15 protein-coding genes are annotated in these 15,314 nt (G+C 62.0%); 12 read left to right on the top strand and 3 right to left on the bottom strand.

Features of this window, described 5'->3' with window-relative positions; all coding sequences use genetic code 11:
- Position 1 precedes the first annotated feature (1 nt).
- The 5 genes from U1R88_RS17615 (at position 2) to U1R88_RS17595 (ending at position 5,164) form a co-directional block, all read left to right on the top strand.
- The gene (locus U1R88_RS17615) at positions 2–2,746 is read left to right on the top strand and encodes a multidrug efflux RND transporter permease subunit (protein WP_322432412.1); all 2,745 of its coding nucleotides are present in this window, start codon (positions 2–4) and stop codon (positions 2,744–2,746) included.
- A 31-nt stretch (positions 2,747–2,777) separates the two neighbouring features.
- A complete protein-coding gene (locus U1R88_RS17610; protein ID WP_322432411.1) occupies positions 2,778–3,242 on the top strand; it encodes a hypothetical protein in 465 nt (154 codons plus the stop codon).
- A 50-nt stretch (positions 3,243–3,292) separates the two neighbouring features.
- Positions 3,293–3,616 (top strand): hypothetical protein, encoded by a 324-nt coding sequence (locus tag U1R88_RS17605; protein ID WP_322432410.1) that lies wholly within the window; start codon positions 3,293–3,295, stop codon positions 3,614–3,616.
- Between the two features lie 151 nt (positions 3,617–3,767).
- A complete protein-coding gene (locus U1R88_RS17600) occupies positions 3,768–4,427 on the top strand; it encodes a DUF3313 domain-containing protein (protein WP_322432409.1) in 660 nt (219 codons plus the stop codon).
- A gap of 68 nt (positions 4,428–4,495) precedes the next feature.
- Entirely contained in the window at positions 4,496–5,164 is a 669-nt protein-coding gene (locus U1R88_RS17595) for a hypothetical protein (RefSeq protein ID WP_322432408.1), read from the top strand.
- Between the two features lie 163 nt (positions 5,165–5,327).
- Here the strand turns inward: U1R88_RS17595 and U1R88_RS17590 are convergent, their stop codons facing one another.
- Positions 5,328–6,071, bottom strand: coding sequence for an alpha/beta hydrolase (locus tag U1R88_RS17590; RefSeq protein WP_322432407.1), 744 nt, complete (start codon positions 6,069–6,071; stop codon positions 5,328–5,330).
- 10 nt (positions 6,072–6,081) lie between these two features.
- The gene (locus U1R88_RS17585) at positions 6,082–6,789 is read right to left on the bottom strand and encodes a L,D-transpeptidase (RefSeq protein ID WP_322432598.1); all 708 of its coding nucleotides are present in this window, start codon (positions 6,787–6,789) and stop codon (positions 6,082–6,084) included.
- A gap of 254 nt (positions 6,790–7,043) precedes the next feature.
- Between U1R88_RS17585 and U1R88_RS17580 the strand changes: the two genes are divergently transcribed.
- The 3 genes from U1R88_RS17580 (at position 7,044) to U1R88_RS17570 (ending at position 9,780) form a co-directional block, all read left to right on the top strand.
- Positions 7,044–7,442 (top strand): thioredoxin family protein, encoded by a 399-nt coding sequence (locus U1R88_RS17580; RefSeq protein WP_322432406.1) that lies wholly within the window; start codon positions 7,044–7,046, stop codon positions 7,440–7,442.
- Between the two features lie 95 nt (positions 7,443–7,537).
- Positions 7,538–8,878 (top strand): cytochrome c, encoded by a 1,341-nt coding sequence (locus U1R88_RS17575; protein WP_322432405.1) that lies wholly within the window; start codon positions 7,538–7,540, stop codon positions 8,876–8,878.
- Complete coding sequence (locus tag U1R88_RS17570; protein WP_322432404.1) at positions 8,875–9,780, top strand: c-type cytochrome; 906 nt, start codon at positions 8,875–8,877, stop codon at positions 9,778–9,780. Before U1R88_RS17575 ends, U1R88_RS17570 begins: the two co-directional genes overlap by 4 nt.
- Positions 9,781–9,824: 44 nt before the next feature.
- On the opposite strand, the gene U1R88_RS17565 is transcribed toward U1R88_RS17570, so the two are convergent.
- Complete coding sequence (locus U1R88_RS17565; RefSeq protein ID WP_322432403.1) at positions 9,825–10,460, bottom strand: OBAP family protein; 636 nt, start codon at positions 10,458–10,460, stop codon at positions 9,825–9,827.
- A 385-nt stretch (positions 10,461–10,845) separates the two neighbouring features.
- Between U1R88_RS17565 and U1R88_RS17560 the strand changes: the two genes are divergently transcribed.
- The 4 genes from U1R88_RS17560 to U1R88_RS17545 are packed head-to-tail and all read left to right on the top strand — an operon-like array spanning position 10,846 to position 15,312.
- The gene (locus U1R88_RS17560) at positions 10,846–12,420 is read left to right on the top strand and encodes a cbb3-type cytochrome c oxidase subunit I (protein ID WP_322432402.1); all 1,575 of its coding nucleotides are present in this window, start codon (positions 10,846–10,848) and stop codon (positions 12,418–12,420) included.
- Positions 12,417–13,037, top strand: a complete 621-nt coding sequence (locus tag U1R88_RS17555) for a cbb3-type cytochrome c oxidase subunit II (protein WP_322432401.1) — start codon at positions 12,417–12,419, stop codon at positions 13,035–13,037. Before U1R88_RS17560 ends, U1R88_RS17555 begins: the two co-directional genes overlap by 4 nt.
- Positions 13,034–14,281, top strand: a complete 1,248-nt coding sequence (locus U1R88_RS17550) for a c-type cytochrome (protein ID WP_322432400.1) — start codon at positions 13,034–13,036, stop codon at positions 14,279–14,281. The genes U1R88_RS17555 and U1R88_RS17550 overlap by 4 nt, the downstream gene beginning before the upstream one ends.
- Positions 14,278–15,312, top strand: coding sequence for a c-type cytochrome (locus U1R88_RS17545; RefSeq protein ID WP_322432399.1), 1,035 nt, complete (start codon positions 14,278–14,280; stop codon positions 15,310–15,312). The genes U1R88_RS17550 and U1R88_RS17545 overlap by 4 nt, the downstream gene beginning before the upstream one ends.
- The last annotated feature ends 2 nt before the right edge of the window (positions 15,313–15,314 follow it).

Here is a 15,314-nt window from a genome sequence, read left to right as displayed (position 1 = left end):
GATGGCAGCGTTCTTTATCGATCGCCCGGTCTTCGCCTGGGTGCTTTCCATCGCAATCATGCTCGCCGGCCTGCTGTCGCTCACCGTGCTGCCGGTCTCGCAATATCCCAACGTCGCGCCGCCGCAGATCAGGATCGCGGCAACCTACCCCGGCGCATCGCCCGAGGACACCTATGAAGGGGTGACCCGGCTGATCGAAGAGGAGCTGAACGGCATTCCCGGCCTGCTCTATTACGAATCGACCTCCGATGCCTCAGGTTCGATCACCATCAACGTGACCTTCGAGCCCGGCACGGTTTCCGAGACGGCGGCGGTGGAGGTGCAGAACCGCGTGCGGCGCGTCGAGGCCCGTCTTCCCTCGTCGATCGTCCAGCAAGGCATCAGCGTCGATGCGACGGGCGGCGGCACGCTCCTCGTCGTGGCCTTGACGTCGAAGGCAGGCGAGACCGACGGGATCGGTCTCGGCGATTATATGAGCCGCAATATCGCAAGCGAACTGCGCCGCGTGCCCGGTGTTGGTAATGTGCAGCTATTTGGCAGCGAGCGCGCCATGCGTGTGTGGGTCGACCCGGACAAGCTGGTCGGGTTCAAGTTGTCGCCGAGCGACGTCACCGACGCGATCCGTTCCCAAAACGCGCAGGTCGCAGCCGGAAGACTGGGCGCCGCGCCGGTCGGACCGGACCGCCGCACGACCGGGTCGCTTCTCATCAAGGGGCAGCTTGCATCGCCCGAAGAGTTCGGGGCGATCGTGTTGCGCGCGCAGTCCGACGGCTCAACCGTGCGGCTGCACGATGTCGCCCGCATTGAGGTCGGTGCGGAGAGCTACAACACGTCCGTGCGCATTAATGGTAAGCCGGCGTCCGGCGCGGCGATCGAGCTCGCGTCGGGCGGCAATGCGCTTGAGGTTGCGACCGCAATCCGGGCAAGGATGCAGGAGCTTCAGCCGACCTTCCCGCAGGACATCGAATGGTCGATACCCTACGACACCACGCCGTTCGTATCGATCTCCATCGAGAAGGTCATCTATACGCTTTTTGAAGCGGTCGTGCTGGTCTTCGTGGTGATGTTCCTGTTCCTGCAGAACATCCGCTACACCGTGATCCCGACCATCGTCGTGCCGATCGCGCTTCTCGGCGCTTGTGCCATCATGCTGGCGCTCGGCTTCTCGATCAACGTGCTCACCATGTTCGGCATGGTACTCGCGATCGGCATCCTGGTCGACGACGCGATCGTCGTCGTCGAGAATGTCGAGCGCATCATGATGGAAGAAGGCTTGCCTCCAAAGGAGGCGACGAAGAAGGCGATGAAGCAGATCACCGGGGCGGTGGTCGGCATTACTTTGGTGCTGACCTCGGTGTTCGTGCCGATGGCGTTCTTCCCAGGTGCCGTTGGCGTCATCTACAAGCAGTTCTCGCTGACTATGGTTGCCTCCATCCTGTTCTCGGCCTTTCTTGCGCTGTCGCTGACGCCAGCCTTGTGCGCAACCTTCCTCAAGCCGATCGCGAAGGGGCATGCGCATGCAAAGAAGGGTTTCTTCGGCTGGTTCAATCGCGGCTTCGACCAGACGTCGCACGGTTACAGCAACTGGGTCGGACGGCTGCTGCACAAGAGCGGCCGGGTCATGCTCGTCTATCTGTTGATCGCCGGCGCCACGGCCTATCTGTTCATGCGCCTTCCCACCGACTTCTTGCCGGTGGAGGATCAAGGCACCCTGCTGGCGCAGGTCCAGGGACCCGCCGACGCGACGGCATCGCGCACGCTGGAATCGGTCGAGGCGATGGAAAGGACCGTTCTGGACAACGACGCCGTAGAACGCGTCGTGGCGATCAACGGCTTCAGCTTCGCCGGGGCGGGAGAAAACGCCGCGCTGGTGTTCATGACGCTCAAGGACTGGAGCGAACGTGGCGCCGAGCGGTCCGCGGCGACGGTGGCGCAGACGCTTAACGGCGCGTTCCAGTCGATCAAGGACGCGATCGCCTTTGCGACCTCTCCGCCGGCAATATCAGGGCTCGGCAACAGCAACGGCTTTGCGTTTCGCCTCCAGGACAGGGCCAACCACGGCTATGCCGACCTGAGCGCGGCGCGCGACCAGTTCCTTGCCGAGGCGGGCAAGAGCCCGATCCTCGCGGGCGTCAGGGAAGAAGGTCTCGCCGACGCCCCGCAGATGGTGCTGACGCTCGACCGTGAGAAGGCGAACGCCTTCGGGGTGACCTTTGCCGAGATCAACCAGACGATCACCACCAATATCGGCTCGTCCTATGTCAACGACTTCCCGAATTCCGGGCGCATGCAACGGGTGACCGTTCAGGCCGAGCCGGCAAAGCGTGGCAGCATCGAGGACATCATGACCATGAGCGTGCGCAACAGCGAGGGCGGCATGGTGCCGATTTCCGCCTTCGCGACCTACAGCTGGTCGAAAGGGCCGACCCAGCTGGTCGGCTATAACGGGTTTCCGGCGATACGGATCAGCGGACAGGCCGCGCCCGGCTATTCGTCGGGCGACGCCATCGCCGAGGTCGAGCGGATCGCGGCCGGGCTGCCGGCCGGGTTCGGCTACGAATGGAGCGGGCAGTCGCTTCAGGAGATCCAGTCGGGCTCCCAGGTGCCGCTGCTGCTGGGCTTGTCCTGCCTGCTGGTCTTCCTGTGCCTGGCCGCCCTCTACGAAAGCTGGGCGATACCGCTCTCCGTCATGCTGGCGAATATAAAATCACAAAATCGAACACACGCCAAAATGAGACTGACCTAACCTTCATCTTGTCCTGATGAGGAGTCTGATCATGTCTTTCGAAACCGCAGGCGAGAACATACTCGTCTTTCTGCCAAATCCCGCCGCACAATCCATCGTCACCCGGTTGGCGCAGCACGGATACAAAGCTGCCGCGATGTCGACAGTACCCGAATTATTCGATGCCTTGCGGTCGAACGAGTTCGCATTCGCCATCACTACCCGACCGGACATAACGCTTCTCAGGAGCATCCGTACCATTCCGGTTATCAACATCGAGATATTCTTTCATGCCGACCCTAACGGTGACGGAGGTGCATCCAAACGCTTCGACGGCAAGGCATTTATGGATCGGGTCGAGTTCCTGTCTCGTCCGACCGTGTTGCGACAGAACGAAGATGCGCCCCGTCACCGTGAGTCAGGGCAGCAAAAGGCTGTCGCGCCGCGTTGGTGGTCAAAGATCAAAGGCGTGTGGCAACGGGCAAACAACCGTTGCGTCCCCGATGTTCGAGCTTGATGAGTGGGCGCGGTCATGTGGGCGCCGTTCAATCGACGAGTCGATACCGCTTGCGTGAGGTAACCCGTATCGCTGCTCCGCCGCGGGAGCTGCTGTTTCTTGGAGCCTGCATGATGGTTTCCTGGTTGCTGAACGCTGCATCGATGAGTGGCTATATGCTTTTGGCTCTGTTCACTTTCGTCTCGCTCGCGCGTGCCTTCAGACACTACGCAAGCGTCATTGCGGATCGGCTGCCGAGGCGCTCACAGGTCAGGCATTATCTCCTGTTCACAACGTCGATCGCGTTTTTCTGCCTTCTCGCTGTCAGGGGGTGTTATCTCGCCGCCATCATCGTGGATAGCGAGCTCCGTACCGATCCTCTCAAGGTTCATTAACACTGGCGAGCTGACGCAATTCCCCAAGGGCACAAAGAGCCATCGGGACAACATTTCTGAACAAATATGAAAACACGGCAACGCAAGCTCTCCCTATGGTCGAGTCGCCATGGGTTTGACCATGTTCGTTCTTGCGAACCGGAGAGGTAACGTGAAATTCATCCTGAGACATTCGCTTGCATGCTTGCTACTGGGCTCGGCGCTCTTGGGGTGCACGACGGCCGACCCTTTGGCTTATTCGCAACTGACTTCTGTATCTTACCTCCAGCCGAACCCCACCGATCCCAGTGGACGCGTGCCTTATCGATATGCCGGCAACGCCAACTGGAAGTTTTATGACAAGGCGATCATCGACCCTGTGACGGTTTACCGGGGGCCCGACAACCAGTTCATCGATGTCAGCGAGCCGGAAAAAGCTGAACTGGCGGCCTACATGCGCGAGCGCTTCGCCCAAACCCTCGCAAGCCGTTTCAGGCTGGTAAACACAAGGATGCCGGGCACGGTGCGAATTCATCTGACGCTCACCGGGGCAAAAAAGACGACACCCGTCCTCGGGCCGTTCTCGCACATCGACATCGGGGGAGGAGCGTATAACGCAGTCCAAGCTGCCCGGGGCAAGGAGGGTTCGCTCACCGGCTCGGTATCCTACGCCGTCGAAATCTACGATGCTGCAGACAATCGCCTGCTCTCGGCTTTCGTCGCCAAGCAATATCCCGGCGCAATGAATGTCGGGGCCAGTTTCGGTGCATTCAAGGCGTCGAAAGTCGCAATCGACAAGGGCGCCGACGATCTGCTTGTTCAGTTCCGATAAGCCACAAGCCGCCGGATGACGATCGCTCCATAGATCGCCGGCCCGCACATTCCGATCCTCGAAAGGGTATGAAAATGCCGGATTTTTGCGCCCAGCAACTGACCAGCGCTCCCGGTTCCTGTTGCACCGACGTGTCGCCAGTCGAGCGTGTGTGGCAGCATCGCCACGATATCGATCTCAGCGATTTCCAGCCACGCAATCGCGCGCGCCAGCTTGCGATTGTAGCCGGCACGGCCCTGTTTGCCGTCGCGGTCAGCGCGATCGCTTACAATGGTCCGGGGGAAGTGCATCCGCGATTGGAGGCGGCAAGGCCGCTAGTCGATCAATCCGCTCAGCGCGCCACAGTCATTCAATCGACTGTCGACGCATCACCTGCCCTTCAGATCCATTCGAAAGAACTCGTTGCAGACCCGACCATTCCAGTTCCCAGGTGGCGGCCGGAACGGGACGTGCCACCTGTCAAGAAAGTGAAGACAGCGGAACGAATCCAGTCTGTGACGGCTGAAAATCCGCCATTTAACCATTGCGATCATGAATGCGAAACGGCTGGTCTGCTAATGGCAAACACCGCGAAAAATGGGATGCCACCGCAACAAGTGATGGAGGACCGAGGCGAAACCCGTATTACTTCTCCGCTAGACCTTGGCCGGGTTGTTCTTTCCGAGACCGCAGCGCTTCCACTGGCCACTTTGAAAGTCGGTCGAGACATATTGATTGACCTGGCTCATCCGAATTAATTTCTGACGCTCATCCACGCCTTAACTTGTCCGATCTCCAAGCTCAAAGCTGTGAGGTTGGTGCAAACGAAAGCTGCGGGACGGAGGAGGGAAAACGACATGGTGCCGATGAAGGGCAGCGCCAGCAGATGCATCCATCCCACGCCGATCTCCTTACCGCCGCTCAGGTTTCCGATGCGAATGTCGCGGACGCAATCCCTTGATCGTCTCCCAGAAGAGTTGCAGCCATTCGATCCAACATCCCGGCCAGACAATCTGCCGGACCCTCGCGAAGACGGCTCATCACGAAGTGATCGACGCCGGGCAGTGAGATCAGGGCGGAGCGGCCAGGAGGCATTGCCTCCACGCAAGCCTCGATCACGCCGGCCGGGATCGTTCGATCCTCTTGGCCCGCAACGATGAGCACGCGCCCGGCAAATCCTCTCAGAATGGCGAAGGCATCGCTGTCGCGCCAGCTCTCATGGCGCCGGATGATGGCCGAAAACGCCGGACCGAAGGGTGCTGAATACGCTTGGCCGTCGTACATCGCCGGCGCAATCATAACCAAGGCGTTCAGCGAGACGATTTGCGACAACCTGACGGCGACATAGCCTCCCATGCTCATAGAAACGGCACCGAGCAGATTGCGCGGTCGGACCGCTCCGATCGCCGCTTCCGCTTCTTCGACCCTCAGCGCCAGCGAACTCTCCTGCGGATCGCCGCCGGTCAGGCCGTGGCCCCGATGATCCAACGCCAACGTGCCAATGCCCCGCTCGGCGAGATCGACGCGAAGCGGTAATATGTCGGCGGACGCCGTGTTGCCGCCGCCATGCAACAGCAACGCCGATCGGTCCCGAGGCCCGAAGTAGCTTGCGTGTAGCGCGTAGCCGTGCATCTTAACTTCGTAGCTGACGACCTCGTTCTGCATCCGACACCAGCTATCCAACCGCAAGGTGCGACATGGTCGGATCGGGAATGACGACGATCGGGCTGCCGTCGCGGACTTCGTTATAGAGATGGATGACGTCCTGATTGAGCAGTCGGATGCAGCCTGAGGATACGGCCTTGCCAATCGAGAAGGCTTCCGGCGTGCCGTGCAGCCGGTATAACGTGTCGCGCCCGCCCTCATGAATGTAGAGCGCTCGCGCGCCTAGCGGATTGGTTAGGCCCGGATCCATGCCGCCATTGGCGATGCTGTAAGGTTCGAGTTCGGGCTGCCGCACGACCATGCTGTCCGGCGGCGTCCAGCGTGGCCATTTGCGTTTGTAGGCGACGATCGCGCGTCCAGACCAGGCGAAGCCTTCACGACCGACGCCGATACCGTAGCGGGTGGCGCGGCCGCCGGGCTTGACGTGATAGAGGTATTTGCCCGGCGTATCGACAATGAGCGTACCCGGTCTTTCATCAGTCTGATAACCGATCTCCATTCGCCAGAAGCGCCGATCGATCTGCGAGACATCCACGGCAGGGATCGGGAACTGCTCGTCGGGCATCGCCGCATACATCAGCGGGACAACCGGCTCGGGCTCGATCTCGGCGACCGGCGCCATCGTCGGAACGGATTGGCCGGTCGAAACGCAGCCTGACAGAGCCAAGGCGCTGGCGCCGAGCAGGAACGCGCGCCTGCCCAACGGGGCGGTAAACATGATGTTCGTCAATTGTCTCTCAACCTTCTGAATTCGTTCAGTTCAGAAGGCCGAAACTTCAGCCCCACCTTAAGCCTGCCTTAAGGCCAGACCTTCCCGTTGGCATCGACCACGGAGAACCCTGCATGCCTCATATGAAATGGAAATGCGTCACCGTCCGCGAACGCGCTTCTAAACCAGCAAGCCGCCAGGAGGTCTTACGACAGCTTGAGGGTGTCGCAACGCGGCGTCAGCTTCTTGTCGGCGCGCTATCCATGGCGACGATCGATGCCTTGGCGGCTGACGCGAACGCTGCACCTTCGCTCGTCACCAATCTCCGTGAGTATCGCGAGACGCTGGCGCGGCTGTCGCCGCACTACCAGGCAGCGCTTGTCGACATCGGAGCTGAATGGTGCGCCGTCTGCAAGACGATCGACCAGAAGATCCTCCCCGATCCCGATGTCCAGCACGCGATGCAGCGGATCGCGTTGATCAAGGTCGACGTCACCCGGATGGATCAGACGAGCCGGGAGCTCCTCAGATACCTGCGCGCCGACGGGCCGCCGACGCTCTTCGTGGTCCAGACCGAGAGCGGTCGCGAATACAGCGGCACCCGGTCGGTCGGGTCCGTGACGGCGCGCGATCTGATTCGACGCCTGCGCCCCTTCGCATAGGCGCTAAAGCGGCCCCGTTCTCATTGATTGAAATCAAAGCGAGATGGAGGCGATTCAAGATAGTTACATAATTAAGGAAAGTAGTGGAACGTGCCGTGAAACTGTTGCTCAAACTCGCATTTGCCGGCGTATGCGGACTTGGCCTGTCCTACGCCATCGCCCTTTCAACACCCTATTGGTTCAAACCGAAGACCGAAGCGTCCGTCGATATCGCGGATGCAAGCCTGATCCGGAAGGGCGAATATCTCTCCCACGCGGGAGACTGCATCGCCTGTCACACCGCCCCCGGCGGCAAACCATTCGCCGGCGGGCTCGGCATGCAGACCCCTATGGGTACGATCTATTCCACCAACATCACCCCGGAAAAGGAAACGGGGATCGGCGCTTACAGCTACGGAGACTTCGAGCGGGCCGTGCGCAAGGGAGTTCGACCGGACGGCACGCATCTTTACCCGGCCATGCCCTATGTCTCCTATGCCGTCGTCCGCGACGACGACATCAAGGCGCTCTACGCTTACTTCATGTCGAGCGTCGAGGCGGTCAGGCAGGACAACCAGCCGACGACCATGCCGTGGCCGCTCAGCATGCGCTGGCCGCTTGCCTATTGGCAGCTCGCCTTCGCCCAGCCTCGCGACTTCGCCACGACGGTCGCGGATCCGCAACTTGAGCGCGGAGCCTATCTGGTCGAGGGGCTTGCCCATTGTGGCGCCTGCCATACGCCACGCGGCATCGCGTTTCAGGAAACGGCGCTTGCCGACGGCGCCAACAGCCGCTTTCTTTCAGGCTCGGTTCTCGAGGGCTGGTACGCGAAAAACCTGCGCAGCGAGGACACCGGCCTGTCGACATGGACGACTGCCGAGATCGTCGACTTCCTGAAGACCGGGCGCAACGACAAGACCGCGGCCTTCGGCTCGATGTCGGATGTCGTCGAGCACTCGACGCAGCATCTATCGAACGATGACCTCACGGCGACCGCGACTTACCTCAAATCCTTGAGAGCTCGGGACGGCCGCAGCCCGACCTGGCAGCCGAAGGAAGATCTCACCACCGCGGCGCTCAAGGCCGGCGACTTCAGCGCGCCGGGCGCCACCTCCTATGTCGAGCATTGCGCGATCTGCCACCGCATGGATGGCAAGGGCGCGCCTCGCATCTATCCAGCACTCGCCGGCAACTCGATGGTGTTCGCCGACGATCCGAGCTCGCTCATCCAGGTCACGCTAGCAGGCGGGCGGATGCCGAAGACCCCGCACGACACGATGGCGTTCACCATGCCAGGCTTTGCCAGCCTGACCAACCGGGAGGTTGCCGACGTCCTGAACTTCATCCGCAACGGCTGGGGCAATCACGGCAGCGAGATCAGTGAAGCCGACATCTCGCGCATGCGCCACGAGATTGCGCGCAAACCTAAACACTACGTGCCGGGAGAACAAAAATGAACAGGCGCTCCCTTATCCTGACCGGAGTTGCCATCGTAGCCGTCGCAGCAGCAGCGTTCGCGATTCTGCACGAGCCGACGCTGGACGCGCCGCCTATGGACGCGATCGCCGTACTGGACGCCAATGGCAAGCGGATCGGCGACTATCGCATTCCGGCAGACAGCGCGATCGCAACACAGCCGAACGCAGAAGCCATCCAGCTTGGGAAGCGGCTTCTCAACGAGACGGCGCGGTTGCTCCCGGCCAATGTCGGCAATGGATTGAACTGCAACTCGTGCCACATGGCGCAGGGAAAGCTGTCTGACGCCAATCCCTACATCAACACGACCAACAGCTATCCGTCCTTCAACCCCCGCGCCAATCGCGAGGTCGATCTGACGATGCGTATCAACGGCTGTTTCCAGCGCTCGATGAACGGCAAGCCGCTTGGGCCGGAAAGCACCGAGATGCAAGCCATGCTCGCCTATATGGACTGGCTGCGCCAGGGCGTGGCGAAAGGCGACAAGACAGCCGTGCGCAACGCCGGGCCGATCGACGAGAGCCTTGTGCCCGATCCCGAAAGAGGCCGGACGATCTACGCCGCCCAATGCTCGTCCTGCCACGGCGCCAATGGCGAGGGGATGAAGGATCAGGCCGGTGACTTCATCTTCCCGCCGCTCTGGGGCGTTGAATCCTTCAACATCGGCGCAGGTCTTGCCCGTACCTACAAGGCGGCGCAGTTCGTCAAGTACGCCATGCCGCCTGCCATGCATCTTGAGGCGCCGCTTGGAGCCGGCGGGGTGCTCTCCGATCAGGACGCGGTCGATGTGGCGGAATTCTTCACCCACATGCCGAGGCCTGACTTCGCCGGCAAGGTCAACGACTGGAAAGGCGTCAAGAAGCCCAAGGATGCCAGGTACTGATCGATCGCTTCCATTGTGCAATTCGCGCTGCGTCGGGCGATCCGTCAGCGCTTGTTCTTGAGCGGCATCTCGTTGAGGACGAGCTGGTGGGACTGGCCGTCCTTCCAGCCGTCAGCCGCAGGATCGGGCACCGGCGCTGACTGCGCGAGATCCATGCGGGCCTTCTTCACATCCGCTGTCGTGATCCCGAGTTCCCTGTCTCTCGACTGAAGGGCTTCCGGCTTGAGCTGACCGTCAGCGGTGAATCCCATCATCAACTGCGGAATACCGATCGGTAGAGCGGAATTCTGGTCGATCTGCCAGGTGTGCCAGGTCTTCCCGTAGGTGGAGACCAGGCTGGCAATGGCGGTATGCTCGATCGCTTCCGGAATTCCGGGCATGACGAGTTCCCCCGACGTCGTCTCATGCCGGTGGCTGTGCCAAAGGGGCTTTTCCTCCTCCGGCAGTGTCTTGAAGATCCGTTCGGAGACGATGTATTCGATCCCGATCAGGCGCGAGTTGGCCTTGTTGCCGTCATAGATGACGCACTGGAAGAAATCTTCGTTGACGTGCGTGCAATAGTGGTGCGCCTCGATCTGCCGACCCATGTCGTCGGCGTAAAAGTGAAACCCGTTCAGGTACATGTTGATTGCACCGATCGGGCTATCGTTCTGAAGGAGGTCGGCGCCCATGCCGAGCATGCGGCTCTTGGTGGATTTGTCAGCGCCGGGGATCGGATCGCCCTGTTCGGCAGGCTGTTGCGCCAAGGCGCGACCGCAACCGCAGCCCAGAACGGCCGCGGTCGACCCAACCAGACCGACAAACCCGCGACGGTTTGGTCGCATGAGATGATGGGACATCGCGTGCTCCTTTCCTTTAAAGCGCCCTAAGCGCTCGCGGCGTTCAAAGTTCCGTCAGTGTCGGTGCGAAGTGCGCGGAAAGTACGTCGAGGCCGTGTCACCGCGCCTTATTGCATTTTCTTCTTCGCCAGCCGGTTTTCTTAAGTTTGCCTTAAGGTGCGTTTCCGAGCGCTGAACCCCGTGTGCCTGCCGCAAGAGCCAGGACGCAAGGGGGAGGGATAAGCGCATGGTGACTATGGGACTATTGCTGGCGTTGAGCTTCGCCGTCTCGCTGCTCGCGCTCGCCTTCCTGATCTGGGCGATCAGCAACCAGCAGCTCAAGCTCGATCAGGAAGACGCGAAAGTGATTTTCGCGGCCGGCGATGAGGGGCACCTCGACAGTCCCGATGCCGAGCATTCGCCTGCCAGACGCCACTACTTCGACGCGGCCACCGCCGGCATCGATCGCATTTCCACCAAGCCCGTCACCGTCCTTCTGGTCGCCGCGACATTCTGGCTCATCGTCGGCTCGACCTTCGGCCTGATCGCCTCGCTGAAGCTGCACTGGCCCGACTGGCTGTCGGCCTATGCGCCGCTCACCTTCGGCCGCGTGCGGACCCTGCATCTCAACCTCGTCATTTACGGCTGGCTTTCGCAGATGGGCGTAGCCTCGATGATCTGGATCCTGCCGCGCATCTTCCACACGCCGTTGCGCGCTCCGCGGCTACCCATCATCGGCGCGATCCTCTGGAATATCGCCGTCTGTCTCGGCGCCATCGCCATCGCCAATGGCTGGACCGACGGCGAGGAATGGCTGGAAATCCCCTGGCAGCTTGACATGCTGCTCGCGCTCGCCGGGGTGTTTTTCGTCATCCCGCTCGTCAAGACGACGATCGCCCGGCAGGTCCACCACATCTATGTGTCCGGCTGGTATTTCCTCGCCGGCATCCTCTGGTTTCCCTGTCTCTTCGTTATCGCCAACATCCCCTACATCCATTCGGGCGTCGAGGAAGCCACCGTCAACTGGTGGTTCGCCCATAATGTGCTGGGGCTCTGGCTGACGCCGCTCGGCGTCGGCACGGCCTATTATTTCATTCCGAAGATCATCGGAAAACCGATCTACTCCTATTCCGTCTCATTGCTTGGGTTCTGGGGCCTTGCGCTCTTTTACAGCCAGGTGGGCATCCATCATCTGATTGGCGGACCGGTGCCCACCTGGGTCGTGACGCTGTCGATCGTCCATTCGGTCATGATGTTCATCCCGGTGATCGCGGTCGCCATCAACCAGCACGTCACCGTCGCGCGCAATCTCTGGGCGCTGAAGGAATCGCTGCCGCTGCGCTTCATCTCCTTCGGTGCGGTGATGTACACGCTCGCCTCGTTCCAGGGTTCGACCGAGGCCCTGCGCTCGGTCAACACCGTCACCCATTTCACCCACTATACGGTCGGCCACGCCCATCTCGGCGCCTACGCCTTCGTGACCATCGTCATGTTCGGCGCCGCCTATCACATGCTGCCGCGCATGACTGGCCGGGCCTTTCCATGGCCGGCGCTCATCAATGCGCATTTCTGGCTGATCGTCGTCGGCTTCGCGATTTACTTCTTCGGGCTCTCCATCGGCGGCGTCCTGCAGGGCCTCGCCATGCTCGACGCGACCCGCCCGTTCTCCGACAGCGTGACGGTTACGATCCCCTATCTCGAAGCTCGCAGCGTCGGCGGCGGCCTGATGACGCTCGGCCACATCGTCTTCGCAATCAACGTCGCCGCCATCCTTTTTCCGCGCCGGGCAGCGGCAGCCGCAAAGGTGGTGCCCGCAGAATGAACCGCTATCTCCCTCTTTCCGTTCTGGCCCTCGGCATTCTCGCCTTCGCGACCCTCATGCTCGTCATCGCGCCCGGCATCCAGATCAGCCGGCATGACATCCCGCCGGAGCTCAAGCCCTATACCGAGCAACAATTGCGCGGCCGCGAGGTCTATGTCTCCCTCGGCTGCGTCTACTGTCACAGCCAGCAGCCGCGCTCGCCAGACCAGGCGCCTGACGGCGTGCGTGGCTGGGGCCGGCCGGCAATCGCCGCCGACTACACCTATGACCGCCCGCACCAGCTCGGTACGATGCGAACCGGACCGGACCTCCTGAATGTCGGCGCGCGCCTTCCCTCGCGCGACTGGCATCTGACCCATCTCTATCAGCCCCGCGCCATCTTCGACTGGAGCATCATGCCGGCCTATCCCTTCCTGTTCGAGGAAAAGGGCGCGGCCGCGCCCGGCGATGTCGTCGTCGCCCTACCGTCGGAATACGCGCCCAAATCCGGCGTCGTGATCGCAACGCAGGAAGCGCTCGACCTGACGGCCTACCTGCAGTCCCTCGACCGGACTTATCCCGCGCCCGCCAACGCGCTGCGCGACGACGGCTACAACCGTCCGGAGGGCGCGCGATGACGGCAGACAAATCTCCCCGCAAGGACGAGGCCGGGCGGCCCGACGAGAATTTCGAACCCTACGAGCTTCACGGCAAGATGCCGTGGCCGCTGATCGCCATCGCCGTCGGACTCGGCATCTGGGGGGCGGCAACCCTCTTCGATACGCGCGAGGATGTCGCGGCGGCCCGCGACGAGCGCATTGCGGAAAGCCGGGTGGCGACAGGCGCCAGCACGGAGCCGGGCTCCGCGCTCTTCGTTGCCCGCTGCTCGACATGCCACCAGCCTGACGGCATGGGCGTGCGCGGCGCCATTCCGCCGCTTGCCGGCTCCGCCTTCGTCGCGCAAGGCCCCGAGCTCGTCTCGACGATCCTGTTGCGCGGCATCGACGGACCGATCCGCGTCGGCGATCACAATTTCAACGGCCATATGCCGAGCTTCGCCAGCGTGTTGACCGATGTCGAACTTGGTGAACTCGCGACCTATGTGGCGCACCGCTTCGGCAAGTCCTCCGAGACGATCGAAGCGGCAGCCGTCGCGAAGCTGCGCGGCGATGTCGCGGACAAGGGCAGCTTCAAGGGCGGGGCCGAGATCGCCTCCGCCACCGGCCTTGCTCTCGGTAGCCAGCCGCCTTTCGTGGCGCAGACCGCCGTCTCGCTCAGCCCGGCGGTCTCCGCGATGATCTTCACCGGGCGCGGAGAGCAATGGGCCTGCGCGAGCTGTCACGGCGATCTCGGCCAGGGCAAGGAAAACGTCCCGCGTCTGGCAGGCCTTCCCGCCGATTACATTGTCAAGCAGATCGATGATTTCCATAATGGGCGTCGCCAGAACGAGTCCATGAAGATCGTCGTGGCTTCGCTGACCGACGAGGAGAAACGCCAGCTCGGCGAATACTATGCCGCCTTGCGCGTACCTTCGAACGCCAAACCGGAACTCGGCGGCGATCTCGCACGCGGCGAAGCGCTGGCGCTGCACGGTGACTGGAGCCGCAACGTGCCGGCCTGCTTCTCCTGCCACGGACCATCGGGCTTCGGCGTCTCGCCGGAGTTTCCCGCACTCGCCGCCCAGCATGCCTCCTACACGGCAAGCCAGCTCGCGGCCTGGGTCGGCGGACACCGCAACAATTCCTCGCTCGACCTGATGGGACGGATCTCCCGCGCGCTCTCCGACGCCGATCGCAGAGCGGTCGCAGACTATCTCGCCTCGCTTCCCCCCGTGCCGGCAGGAGAAGACGCCCAGATTGCAAAGATCGGAGAACGGCCATGACGGAGCCAGCAGAAAGCCCACCAGCCAAACCCGCCGATCCCCAGAAGGGACATATCGCGCGACTATGGATCCACGCGGCCGGCGCGGGCCTGATCGTTGCCGCGCTCGGCGCACTCGCCTATGAGAGTGGTTTCATTCCAGGACGAAAGGCTGCCGAAGATAGGGCTGGCCCCGCGACCGCCGGCACATTCCAGCCGCCGACCGATGATCAGATCCCGAACGATCAGTTTGGTGCCGCTGTCCGGCGCGGACAAGCGATCTTCATGAACACCTCGACCAACGCCTCACAGTATGTCGGCAACGGCCTGTCCTGTTCAAACTGCCATCTCGGCGCCGGCCGCCAGCCCTTCTCGGCGCCGATGTGGGCCGCCTGGGTGCAGTATCCGAAATATCGTTCGAAGAACAAGCAGATCAACACCATGGAGGATCGTGTCCAAGGCTGCTTCACCTTCTCGATGAATGCCCAGCACTCGGTCAAAGGCGGACCCCCGCCCCATGGCGACGACATCTATCGCGACCTCGAAAGCTACTTCTTCTGGCTGGCGACCAACGCGCCGACGAACAAGGAGCTGGAGGGTGTCGGCTTCGGCAAGGTTGCCAAGACGGAACTCGGCTATTCCCCCGAACGCGGCGCGCAGGTGTTTGCCGCCAATTGCGCCGTCTGCCATGGCGGTGACGGACAGGGCCAGAAAGACATCAACGGGCGCTATGTATTCCCGCCGCTCTGGGGCGCGAGTTCGTACAACTGGGGCGCCGGCATGGCGCGCATCGATACGGCGGCAGCATTCATCAAGCACAACATGCCATTGTCACAACCCGGCCGACTGACTGATCAGGACGCCTGGGACGTTGCTGCCTACATCAACAGCTTCGAGCGCCCGAAGGATGCGAGACAGAAAGGCAAGACGATCGAGGAAACCCGCAAGCAGTACCACGACGGCGACCAGATCTACTACGGTCAGACCGTCAACGGAGTGCTGCTCGGCGTCGGCACCCCGGATCCGGAACGTCCGGTCGGCGCCGTGGACTGAGT

This window comes from Labrys sedimenti (assembly GCF_034424805.1).
Lineage (GTDB): Bacteria > Pseudomonadota > Alphaproteobacteria > Rhizobiales > Labraceae > Labrys > Labrys sedimenti.
Note: the sequence above shows the minus strand (reverse complement) of the source record. Positions and strands in the feature narration are given on the sequence as shown.